A 12,214-nucleotide genomic window follows, 5' to 3' on the forward strand; every position below is an offset into this window, starting at 1 on the left:
TCGTTCCATTTCGCTCCAGAAAGTTGCTTTCCGCGGGGAGGAACCTGAGCCTCCCTCTAGAAATGTTGGAATATCAACCTTTAAAGCCGTTTTATGGCTCCTCGGCTTTGCCTGCGGGGTCTCAGCCTTTCCTCTATTTCCCGCAGGAGTCAACTTTCTTCCGCTCCATTCCACTCTCGATTTTAAATTAATTTTCATAGCTACTAACCTTTTAGAAATAACCACAATAAATCGCTATATCTTCTGTTAATCTTCTGTCAAAAGTTCTAATATGCTTGTTTCTCACATAAATGATATATAAAGACAATACATCTACATCGAAGAAATGGGGGATTTTATGATTTATCGCTTATTAGCTTTAAATATCGATGGTACTCTCCTTCAATCAAATGGGCGTTTAACAAAATCGACGAAGGAAGCAGTTGAATATGTTCAGCAAAAAGGAATTTATGTGACACTTGTAACCGCTAGGAGCTTGCCATCTGCAAAAAAGGTAGCTAAAGCGTTAAAATTGGATAGTTATATCGTTGCACATGAAGGGGCATTAGTTTCCAATCATGATGACGATACCATTTTTGTGAAACGAATAGCAGAAGATTTAACAGCAGATATTGTTCGATTTTTAGAAGGATTTATCTGCCAAATTCGCTTAGTACATGAAAAGTTCTCACTAGCTAATAAATCAAAGCTCCATCATAATATGCTTGCAAAGACAGTCTTATCTTCCGGTGATCCTGTTTTTTATTCCCACCAATTCGTCGATGTTTTAAGTGATGTTTTATTAGAAGAACCAGTAAGCCCACCTAAAATGGAAGTATATTTTGAAGAGAAAAAAGATTGTCAGGATGCAAAAGAAGTGCTTGAAAAAATGTTTGATGATATTTATGTTGTTCAGCATAATGAGTTGCGCTTAGATATTTTGCCAGCTGGCGTGTCTAAGCTTAATGGCTTGTTATATTTGGGGGAGAAACTCGGAATTAAGAGTAGTGAAATGGTTGCTATAGGTGATGGGTTGGATGATTTAGAACTAATTGAAACAGTTGGTCTTGGCGTAGCAATGGGAAATGCATCAAATCAGGTGAAAATTGCTGCAGATTGGGTAACGAGATCGAATAACCAAGATGGCGTTGCCTATATGGTAAAAGAGCATTTCCGTAAACAGCAGCCAATTGAATTTTTACGAAAAATGAATATTATTAAATAGCCATTATTTATATTTTTACTAAAGGAGAAGTCATTATAGGGCTTCTCCTCTTTTAGCTTTTCTTTACAAAGTTTTTTGACCTTTCTAGTTACTTTTTGTAGACTAAAGTATAATCGGATAAGGAAGCATTATTTTTGAATAAAGGTGAGTTGAATGATTATGAAAGTTATATATATACAAGGATTAACAGATGAACGTTATATAAGGCCATTAGAGCATATAGCTAATCTATTTTTTGAAGATACAAAAGTGCTTTATAGAGCAGAAGAAAAGGCAGACCTTCATGTTCGATTTGAAACAGAAAGCATTGGAAATGTGTTTTTTGTAAAAGGGAAGCTAGATGAACTAGAAGAAGGAACTACATTTGAAAGCAATGCAGATCTTAGCCATTTAACTGATAAAGAAATATTTAAGCAAATGAAAAAAGCTATTTCAAAAAGCTACTTATTAATGTTGCAAGAATACACAGGTATGGTGCAAAAATGGGGAATATTAACAGGGATTCGCCCGACGAAGCTCCTTCATCGACATATGCAAGCCCAAACTCCCACAGAGGAGGCACATCAGGCTCTTCGCGAGGAATTTTTAATGTCAGAAGAAAAAATCCATTTAATGCAGAAAATTATCGATCGGCAACTAGCGGTGATCCCTGATTTGTATGATTTAAAAAAAGAAGTAAGCATCTATATTGGCATTCCGTTTTGTCCGACAAAATGTGCTTATTGCACATTCCCTGCATACGCGATTAATGGACGTCAAGGTTCTGTTTCTTCCTTTTTAGGTGGGCTTCATTATGAAATGGAAAAAATCGGCGAGTGGCTGAAAGAGAAAAATATTAATATTACAACCGTTTATTATGGTGGCGGTACACCAACAAGTATCTCGGCAGAAGAAATGGACATGCTTTATGAGCGCATGCATGCTTCTTTTCCGAATGTCGAAAACATTCGTGAAATAACGGTCGAAGCGGGAAGACCCGATACGATTACCCCAGAAAAGCTGGAAGTTCTAAAAAAATATAATATTGATCGCATTAGTATTAATCCACAATCGTATACACAACAAACTTTAAAAGCAATTGGCAGACATCATACAGTGGAAGAAACAATTGAAAAGTATCATTTAGCGCGTAAGCACGGAATGAATAATATTAATATGGATTTAATAATTGGTCTTCCTGGTGAAGGAATAGAGGAGTTTAAGTATTCTCTTGATAAGACGGAAGAGTTAATGCCTGAATCATTGACTGTTCATACCTTATCTTTTAAACGTGCATCTGAAATGACTCGAAATAAATCAAGATATAAGGTAGCAGATAGAGAAGAAATTCAGCAAATGATGAAGATGGCAGAAGAATGGACAGAGGAATATGATTATGTACCATACTATTTATACCGTCAAAAAAATATTCTGGGGAATTTAGAGAATGTCGGCTATTCAAAGAAAAACCAAGAAAGTATCTATAATATTATGATGATGGAAGAATTGCAGACGGTAATTGGTGTAGGTTGTGGAGCGTCCAGTAAATTTATCCACCCTGTTACTGGGAAGATTACACAATTTTCTAATCCAAAGCATCCAAAAACATATAATGAAAGCTTCGAGGAATATACAGATAAAAAAATAGCATTGTTAAACGAACATTTTTCATTAGAAGCTTCAAAATAAGGATTAATAAATTTTTCTGAGTCAAAATATCTGCGTTGTTTGTCTTGGACGCGGAATAAAATAAAATCTATTAGAACCATTTTTCGTTCTGGTAGATTTTTTTCTATGTTCCCGCCTTTATTTTTCGTATGGAAAAGAATAGCTAGTGTCAAACTAATAAATGCTTTTCACTAAATAGACATTTTTTTATCAAGAAAAATAGTTGCTTTTTGTGTTAAAAACGAATAACATAGAAAATGTTGTTTTTAAATGTTCGTTTTTTGGAGGTCTTTTATGTTTAACTTAAAGCAAAATAATACTACCGTGAAAACGGAGTTAATGGCTGGATTCACTACTTTTTTAACAATGGTTTATATAGTAGTTGTCAATCCAGATATTCTATCAAAAGCAGGAATTCCGTTCGATCAAGTGTTTCTTGCGACGATTATTGCAGCAGTTTTAGGAACATTATGGATGGCTCTTTTCGCCAATTATCCAATTGCAATCGCACCTGGGATGGGGTTAAATGCCTATTTTGCCTTTTCGGTGGTCGGAAATAATAATGTTGATTATACAGTTGCTCTATCAGCAGTGTTTGTTGCAGGTATTATCTTTCTAATTCTGTCTTTAACATCCTTTAGAGAAAAACTGATACTAGCAATACCAGATAATTTAAAGCATGGCATTACAGCGGGGATTGGGTTGTTTATTGCTTTTATTGGATTAAGACAAACAGGAATTATTGTGGACAATGCAGAAAATCTTGTTGGCTTAGGAGATTTTAAGTCGACTACCGTTATTCTGGCATTGGTCGGTTTGGCTATCACCATCATTCTGTTTAGCTTGAATGTAAAAGGAGCTTTATTCATAGGGATGATTGCAACAAGCATTATCGCTTATTTCACTGGATTCTTATCTTTTGACAATGGGATTATGGCAACACCACATTTGCCAGAAGGGCTTATTATCAGTAATCCATTTACTGCGTTTGGCGATGTTATTCAACATGGGCTATATGCCGTCGTTTTTTCTTTCTTATTGGTAACGATTTTTGATACTACGGGAACAATGGTTGGTGTAGCAGAACAAGCAGGACTCATGAAAAACAATAAATTGCCTAAAGCAAGACAAGCCCTACTTGCTGATTCACTTGGAACATCTGTTGGGGCGATGTTTGGAACAAGCCCAACAACAGCATTTATTGAATCTACTTCAGGTGTGGCTGCAGGTGGACGTACTGGGTTAACAGGGGTCACTGTATCCGTATTATTTATTTTATCTGCCTTTTTTGCACCGTTAGTAGGTAGTATATCTGGATTATCTGCTATAACTGCACCTGCATTGATTATTGTAGGAAGCTTAATGATGGGATCGATAAGTGATATAAAATGGAATGAATTTGATGAAGCTTTTCCAGCATTTTTGGTTATTTTAAGCATGCCACTTACATCAAGCATTGCAACCGGAATAGCACTTGGCTTTATCTCCTATCCATTATTAAAACTAGTAAAAGGGAAGGGCAAAACGGTACATCCATTAGTATATGTGTTTGCTGTGTTATTCCTTTATCAATTAGTATTTTTACCACATTAATAGGAAAAAAGCTGCTGATAGACTCAATAGAGCTTATCAGCAGCTTTTTTTATAGAGTTAGTTTCTTGCTTGACGACATAGCTTCTGGCGAATTTTCCACATGGGGTGAAGGAGAAAGGCTCTTAGTTAACTACTTTATATGGGAAAAGAATAAATCCAAACGTAGAGGATGAAAATATATATGGTGAGTTATCAAAAATAGTAGTAACATCCGTATACAATGAAACCTTTTACAATCTTAAACCGTATAGAGGAGTGAGGAGGGGATTCTGTGTCTTTAGAGTTAAAAAACGTGACAAAAAAATTTGGTTCGTTCACTGCAGTGGATGATTTATCCATTTCCATTCCTGAAAATGAAATGTTCGGCTTTTTAGGAGGAAATGGGGCGGGTAAGACAACGACTTTTCGCATGATCCTAGGTATTTTGGAAAGTACAGATGGGCAAATAACATGGGATGATAAACCGATTAATTATTCCACAAGTCCTTATATTGGATATCTTCCAGAAGAAAGAGGGTTATATCCAAAATTAAAAGTACGTGACCAGCTTGTCTATTTAGCTAGACTAAGAGGGATGGAAAAAAAGGCTGCTTTAAGGGAATTGGAATATTGGCTTGACCGTTTTAAAGTTCCTGAATATATAGATAAAAAAGTGGAGGAGCTTTCCAAAGGAAATCAGCAAAAAATCCAATTTATCAGTGCTGTTTTACATAAGCCGAAACTATTAATTCTCGATGAGCCGTTCAGCGGTTTAGACCCAGTAAATGTTGAGCAATTAAAAAGTGCTGTCGTTGATTTAAAAAATAATGGAACGAGTATTGTTTTTTCCAGTCACCGAATGGAGCATGTGGAGGAATTATGTCAGCATTTGTGCATCATGCATAAAGGAAAACCTGTTGTTCATGGCGCGCTTAAAGAAATTAAAAGAAGCTTTGGGAAGAAAAATGTAACCATCCATGCTGATTTTGATTTAACGCATTTAATCCGATATCCAGGCGTATTAAAATTAAAGGAGAAAGCAGAGGGAGTTTCTCTTCAGATTGAGGGAGAGGAAATTGCAGAGAGAATTTTAAAGGATATTGTTGGAAAAGGCTTTATCCGCAAATTTGCCTTAGAAGAGCCTTCTTTAAACGATATTTTTATCGAAAAGGTAGGTGCTTCTCTTGAATAGTTTTTGGATTATCCTTTTTCACACCTTTCTAAGCAAGTTTAAAACAAAATCCTTTCTCATCACAACAGCTATCACTTTAATATTGGTTATTGCACTTACAAATCTTACTACCATTATTGAGACATTTTCTGGAGAAGACGAAAAAACAGAAGTGGCAGTTATCGACCAGAGTTCCTCACTATTACCAGTCATTCAAGAGGCAATACAGACGATGAATGAGGATGTCAAACTTATTTCATTTGAAGATAGTGAAGAATCAGCTAAAAAAGAAGTAGAAGAAGGCAACTATAGTGGTTTGCTGATTGTAGATGTTGATTCGAGCAAATTACCAGTAGCCACCTATTATACGATGGATATTGCGGAATCGTCTCTTTCTGATAATTTATTAAATAGTATTCAACTAGTTAAAAATCAATTAGCAGCTAATCAGCTTAATTTAACAAATGAGCAGCTCGTTAAATTGAATGAGCCTGTTTCCTTTGAGAAAATTGCTCTTGTAAAAGATGCAAAGACAGAGGAAGAATTAAGTCAAGCGAGAGGATTAGTTTACATTCTTTTATTCTTAATATATTTTGCTGTTGTTTTATATTCTGGAATGATTGCAACAGAAGTAGCGACGGAAAAATCATCGCGTGTGATGGAGATTTTAATTTCAAGTGTATCTCCGATTAAACATATGTTTGCTAAAATACTAGGAGTTGGTTTATTAAGCTTGACTCAACTTGCGTTATTAATGATTGTTGGTTATTTTTCTTTAACAAGCAATGATAGCATGGGGTCAATGGAAGGATTCTTAGGATTTAGCGAAGTACCTGTAAGCACGATTATTTATGCTGCTATCTTCTTTATTTTAGGCTATTTCCTATATGCTACACTTGCTGCATTGCTTGGATCACTTGTAAGCAGAATTGAAGATGTTCAGCAAATGATTACACCAATGACATTATTAATTGTTGCAGGATTTATGATTGCTATGTTCGGGCTAAGTGCACCAGACAATACGTTTGTAACCATCACATCTTATATCCCATTCTTCACTCCAATGCTAATGTTTATGAGAGTAGGAATGTTGAATCTGGCTTTTTGGGAGCCGATTTTAGGTATCATTATTTTAGTTGCTACTATTATGATTCTTGCTATATTTGGGGCAAGAGTATATAAAGGCGGAGTACTGATGTATGGAAAATCAAATTCTTATAAAGATATTAAAAAAGCTCTGCAGCTTACAAAAAAAGAATAAACATAAAAAAGCCTCATGAATAGTGGGGCTTTTTTTTGTGGAGTAATCTAACTAATAACGATAAACGAAGGTATTCTATTAAAAACACTGACTAAGAGAAGATAAGAACGTGCATTCGTATTTTTGGCATGGTAAAATAGAAGCAAATAGCTTTAGGACGTGAGAGTATGGAAATATCCTTTATACATTGTGCAGATTTACATTTAGACAGTCCGATGGTTGGGTTGAAGAATTTGCCTGTAACACTGCATACTAAATTAAAAGAAAGTACGTTTACCGCATTTAAAAAAGTTATTGACACAGCAATTAGCAAAAAGGTAGATTTTATGATTATTGCTGGAGATATATACGATGGGGAAGACAGAAGTATCAAAGCACAAATACGTTTTCGAGATGAAATGCTGCGTTTAGAAGAAAAGCAAATTGAGGTATATCTTGTCCATGGAAATCATGACCATTTAAATGGAAGCTGGGTACAAATAGAATTACCTCCTAATGTTCATGTGTTTCCATCTATGGTGAGTGTAAAACAATTTGTGAAAAATAAATTATCGGTTAATCTTTACGGTTTTAGTTATGAAACCAGACATGTAAAAGAGAGAAAGATTGATGAATACGCACGAAGAGATCCGGCTCATTTTCATATAGGAATCTTACATGGGAATTTAGAGGGCTCTACTGAACACAGTTCCTATGCTCCTTTTCAAGTGAAAGATTTGCTTGCTAAAAAAATGGATTATTGGGCATTAGGTCATATCCATAAAAGGGAAATTTTAGAGAGCATACCTCCGATTGTCTATCCTGGTAACATTCAAGGGCGACATAAAAAGGAAACAGCGATTAAAGGATGCTATTATGTGGAGTTAAGAGAGGGAGATGCTAGTTTAGAATTTATCCCAACATCTGAAGTGATTTGGGAGACTGTGAAAATAGATGCTAGCACTGTAAAAACATTTAATGATTTATACATGCTTTGTCGGAAACAAATAGATGAAATAGGAGATGGAAAATCTTCTTTTATTATTACTCTGGAGATAGAGCAATTGCGAATAGAAGAATCTTTTCTTGATTCCGATTTATTAGAAATTCTTCAGCAGGATGAGGTAGATTCAGACTCTTTTGTCTGGGTTAGCTCTATTAAGATACAGGAAAATACAGTATGGCTAAAAGAGAATCTGTTAAGAGAATCAGCTTTTTATGAGGAATTATTTGCTGTAACAAAAGATTCAGAACTGTTAAATGAAGCAGTTGCTCCTCTATTCCAACATCCAAAGGTTCATCGATTTTTAGCAGAGCTTACAACCGAAGAGAAAAAAGAACTAGCAGAAGAAGCAGAAGATTTGCTCCTTACAATGCTTGTGAAAAGTGGGAGGTAACAGATATGGAACTAAGAAAGATAACCATTTACGGATATGGAAAACTAGAGAATATAACATTTTCCATTCACTCCCCTATTCATGTGTTTTACGGAGAAAATGAGGCTGGTAAATCGACCATAATGAGTTTTATTCATAGTATTTTATTCGGATTCCCAACAAAACAGCAAACAGAGTTACGCTATGAGCCAAAACTTCAGCATAAATATGGTGGCAAATTGGAAATCTTTTTTCCAGAAATTGGGCTTGCGACAATCGAAAGAGTCAAAGGTAAATCTTCTGGGGATGTGACCGTTACTTTAGAGGACGGGAGAAGAGGGCAAGAGGAGCTTTTAACTGAATTATTAGCAGGAATAGATAAAGGTCTTTATCAATCGATTTTTTCTTTTAATTTACACGGATTGCAAAATGTCCAGCAATTAAGAGGAGAAGAGCTGGGAAGATTTTTGTTTTCGACTGGTGCGGTAGGCTCTGACCGCTTATTGAAAGTGGAAAATGAGTTGCAAAAGGAATTGGATATACGCTATAAGCCTAATGGTAAGAAGCCTGCCATTAATGAAAAACTGCAAGCATTACGAGATAAGCATAGCCAATTAAAAAGCGCAGAGAAGGAAAATAATCAATATGAACACTTACTTACTAAGAAAAGAAAGCTAGAAAAAGAAAAACAGCTTATAGAAGCAGATTTAAAAAAAGAAGAGCATGAAAAACGATTATTAGAAGAATGGATTAAGATTAGAGGAATTGTACAAGAAAAGGTAGTATTAGAACAAAAATTAGCTACCTACAAAGAGCTTCATTTCCCGCAAAATGGATTAACTAGATGGGAAGCGCTGAAGGAAAAATTACTCTCCATAGAAGCGGAAATTCGCAATGTAGAAGCAAGAGCCTTAGAAATAGATCAAGAACTATCAAGCATTCCTACACAGGAAGAACTTCTTAGCGCTGAACATAATATCTTACTTGCTGTGGAAAAATTCCCCGTATATGAACAGTTACAGAATCGGCAAACTCAAGTAGAAAATCAAATGAAGAAGATAGAGGAAGAAATTGATAGTTTAAAAAGTAAATTGCATTTACCGATTGAAGAAGAAATTCTATTAAAGGAAAGCAATACAAGTATCTTTTTAAAAGAGCAATGCGCACAAGCAGCTTCTAAACAACGGAGGTTAAAGGAGCAGAAGGAAGAGCTAGACGAGCGATTAAAGGCTGAGCAAGCAGCTTTAGAATCTTTAGAAGAAGCAGTGAAGATAGATAAGCAGAAGCTCTTGCCAAAAGAGGAGAGAGCTAGATTAGAAGAGCATGTACAAAGTGATCATCAGGTTAGATGGAACAAAGAGAAGGCAGAATTATTATCAAGAGAAATAAGTCAACTGGAAGCTCAAGGGAAGCTAGAAGAGAAACGGATGAAGCAGAATACGTTAATAACAAGTGGTTTATCGATATTTCTTCTGCTGGTTGGAACAGGGGCTTTGGTATTTGGGCAATGGGTATTAACAATTATTTGCTTTACCGTATGTGTTGTTTATTTTTTTGTCTTCCTTTCGGGAAGAAAACTCGCAAAAAATGAAATTCGCAAAAAGGAGCATAAATTAGCGCTTGTTAAGGAAGAACATGCTCAGCTACTTGTAACCTTTGAAAAGGGACAAGGTGTTTCTCGTTACGAGGCACAGAAGCTAGAAGAGGATACAACAAGGAGAGAGAAATTCACTCAGCTTCAATTTAAATTAGAGCAGCAAAATGAGAGCTATGAAAGAGTTCTACAGGGATTTGAAAAGTGGGAGGCGAATTTTCTTTCCCATCAAAAGTTGTTAAGACAATTGGCTAATGAACTTAAAATTCCTTATGAATTAGCGACACAACAAATATATGATGCATTTCTATTAATAGAAGAATGGAAAGCAAAAGATAGAGAGAGAAATTCCTATCTTCAGGAACTTAAGGAAATTCATCAGGAAAGGGAGCAGATAATTAGCAAGATCAGCTATTTTTTTGAACAGTTTATGGAGAATGAGAAAGATACGATCGCTAATATGTGCTACCGTTTAAAAACAGCATTAACGGAAGAAAAAAAGAAAAGGGATCGAATAGAAGCATTGCAGAGAAAGAAAGCGGACCTATCAGAGGCTATGGATAAATATCAAACAGAATATAATCGCTATCTTGAAGAAAAGAACGATCTATTTTCGATTGCCGGTGTAACAGAAGAAGAGAAATTTCATGAAAAAGCTGCAATGGAAATGGAAAAAGGTAAATATAAAGAAAGACTTGCTACTATTAACGGTCAATTAGAAATGGCTAATATAGCAAAAAATCATATTCCTGTCTATCAACAAATCCTTGATCCTGAGCTGCAGTTAGAGGAAAAGAAAGGGATATTGGATCGATTAGCATCTCGCATACAAGAACTTGTAGAAGAAGTTGCAGCGACTAACTTTAGTATTTCTAGAATTGAAAGTGGAGGTACGTATACGGATTTATTACATACCTTTAAACAATTTCAGTCAGAATTCAAGGAAGATGTGAGAGAATGGGCAAAATTTGCCGTGGCAAAACAGCTCTTGGCCAAAACTATTGAGCAATATAAACAAAAACAGCTGCCTGCTATGCTGCAAAAAGCAGAAGAAAATCTCGCATTTTTAACGGAAGGAAAATATATTCGGATCGTTCCTAAGGAAGAGGGAGCTGGGTTTTTAGTAGAAAGTCATCACCATCTTTTTTATGAAGCGAAGGAATTAAGCCAGGGAACGACCGAGCAGCTATATTTATCTATTCGAATTGCTTTAGCACAAACATTTTATCAAAACTTTGGTTTTCCATTTATCATTGATGATAGCTTCGTTAACTTTGATGAAAAGCGAACAGATAAAGTGATTCAATTATTAAAGAAATGTGAGCAGAATCAGCTTATTTTCTTTACTTGTCATCGCCATCTACTAAAATATTTTCCTGATGAAAGTTTGCATGTATTACCAGCAGAGGAAAGAGAAACAAGTTTATAAAGATGAATTGTCTTCATGCTATACTAAATAAAGAGAAAGATAAAGGAGAGAGTGAGTTGGACAAAACAGGAGTACTTCAGTATGAGGTTGGGGAGCAATTTGAATCCTATTTATTAATAAAGAATGCAACAAAAGCCATCGCAAGTAATGGAAAGCCGTTTATGACGCTTATTTTTCAAGATAAAAGTGGGGAAATTGAAGCAAAGCTTTGGGATGCTACGGAAATGGATGAGCAGAACTATCGACCGGAAACGATTGTAAAAGTGAATGGGGATATTCAAAGCTATCGTGGAAAGCTTCAATTAAGAATTCGCCAAATTAAGGTGGCAACAGGAGAAGAGGGCATTCGATTGGCTGATTTTCTTGAAACTGCACCATTAACAACAGATGAGATGTTAAGTAAAATTACGCACTATATTTTTGAAATGCAGAATCCTAATATTCAAAGAATTACAAGACATTTAGTAAAGAAGCATCAGGAAGCATTTTTGCAATATCCAGCAGCGACGAAAAACCATCATGAGTTTGTTTCTGGATTAGCCTATCATGTTGTTAGTATGCTAGATTTGGCAAAGGCAATTGCAGGCCTTTATCCAAGCTTGGATAAAGATTTACTATATGGAGGGATTATCCTGCATGACCTAGGTAAAGTAATTGAATTATCTGGACCAATTTCCACTTCGTATACATTGGAAGGGAACTTGCTTGGACATATTTCCATTATGATTAATGAAATAGGAAAAGCAGCGGATGAGTTAGGGATAAAAGGAGAAGAGGTAGTGATACTTCAACATTTAGTATTATCCCTTATCTATATACGTGTGAGAAATAAAAGTAAAAATACATATAATAGTACAGAGGAAGCCCTTAGCAATAAGGGCTTTTCTTATTTATAGAAAAGAAAACCCTGGGCTATGCCTAGGGTTCCAAAAAGCTTACAGCGTGGTATTAAAAAAACTTCCTCAAGGTGCTAAAATATTT

8 protein-coding genes are annotated in these 12,214 nt (G+C 35.5%); all 8 read left to right on the forward strand.

The window, feature by feature from the left end; translation table 11 throughout:
- The first annotated feature begins 337 nt into the window (after window positions 1–337).
- The 8 genes from ACTNDN_RS14600 (at window position 338) to ACTNDN_RS14635 (ending at window position 12,129) form a co-directional block, all read left to right on the forward strand.
- Window positions 338–1,204: a Cof-type HAD-IIB family hydrolase gene (locus ACTNDN_RS14600; protein WP_031535653.1), complete on the forward strand. Its 867-nt coding sequence runs from the start codon at window positions 338–340 to the stop codon at window positions 1,202–1,204.
- Between the two features lie 159 nt (window positions 1,205–1,363).
- Window positions 1,364–2,872, forward strand: coding sequence for a coproporphyrinogen III oxidase (locus ACTNDN_RS14605; RefSeq protein WP_441131352.1), 1,509 nt, complete (start codon window positions 1,364–1,366; stop codon window positions 2,870–2,872).
- A 273-nt stretch (window positions 2,873–3,145) separates the two neighbouring features.
- Complete coding sequence (locus ACTNDN_RS14610; protein ID WP_031535648.1) at window positions 3,146–4,444, forward strand: NCS2 family permease; 1,299 nt, start codon at window positions 3,146–3,148, stop codon at window positions 4,442–4,444.
- A gap of 271 nt (window positions 4,445–4,715) precedes the next feature.
- Window positions 4,716–5,615, forward strand: coding sequence for an ABC transporter ATP-binding protein (locus ACTNDN_RS14615; protein WP_031535646.1), 900 nt, complete (start codon window positions 4,716–4,718; stop codon window positions 5,613–5,615).
- Window positions 5,608–6,855 carry an ABC transporter permease gene (locus ACTNDN_RS14620; protein WP_031535644.1) on the forward strand — a complete coding sequence of 416 codons (1,248 nt, stop codon included), beginning with the start codon at window positions 5,608–5,610 and terminating at the stop codon, window positions 6,853–6,855. Before ACTNDN_RS14615 ends, ACTNDN_RS14620 begins: the two co-directional genes overlap by 8 nt.
- 167 nt (window positions 6,856–7,022) lie before the next feature.
- The gene (locus ACTNDN_RS14625) at window positions 7,023–8,231 is read left to right on the forward strand and encodes a metallophosphoesterase family protein (protein ID WP_031535642.1); all 1,209 of its coding nucleotides are present in this window, start codon (window positions 7,023–7,025) and stop codon (window positions 8,229–8,231) included.
- A 5-nt stretch (window positions 8,232–8,236) separates the two neighbouring features.
- Window positions 8,237–11,233: an ATP-binding protein gene (locus tag ACTNDN_RS14630; protein WP_031535640.1), complete on the forward strand. Its 2,997-nt coding sequence runs from the start codon at window positions 8,237–8,239 to the stop codon at window positions 11,231–11,233.
- Between the two features lie 2 nt (window positions 11,234–11,235).
- Window positions 11,236–12,129, forward strand: a complete 894-nt coding sequence (locus ACTNDN_RS14635) for an OB-fold nucleic acid binding domain-containing protein (protein ID WP_414630347.1) — start codon at window positions 11,236–11,238, stop codon at window positions 12,127–12,129.
- The last annotated feature ends 85 nt before the right edge of the window (window positions 12,130–12,214 follow it).

Origin of the sequence: Niallia sp. HCP3S3_B10, assembly GCF_052064465.1 — a bacterium.
Lineage (GTDB): Bacteria > Bacillota > Bacilli > Bacillales > Cytobacillaceae > Niallia > Niallia hominis.

Excerpts from the sequence above, each read along its gene's own strand:
- ACTNDN_RS14600 (WP_031535653.1), top strand. The coding sequence starts at position 338 with ATGATTTATCGCTTATTAGCTTTAAATATCGATGGTACTCTCCTTCAA.
- ACTNDN_RS14605 (WP_441131352.1), top strand. The coding sequence starts at position 1,364 with ATGAAAGTTATATATATACAAGGATTAACAGATGAACGTTATATAAGG.
- ACTNDN_RS14610 (WP_031535648.1), top strand. The coding sequence starts at position 3,146 with ATGTTTAACTTAAAGCAAAATAATACTACCGTGAAAACGGAGTTAATG.
- ACTNDN_RS14625 (WP_031535642.1), top strand. The coding sequence starts at position 7,023 with ATGGAAATATCCTTTATACATTGTGCAGATTTACATTTAGACAGTCCG.
- ACTNDN_RS14630 (WP_031535640.1), top strand. The coding sequence starts at position 8,237 with ATGGAACTAAGAAAGATAACCATTTACGGATATGGAAAACTAGAGAAT.
- ACTNDN_RS14635 (WP_414630347.1), top strand. The coding sequence starts at position 11,236 with ATGAATTGTCTTCATGCTATACTAAATAAAGAGAAAGATAAAGGAGAG.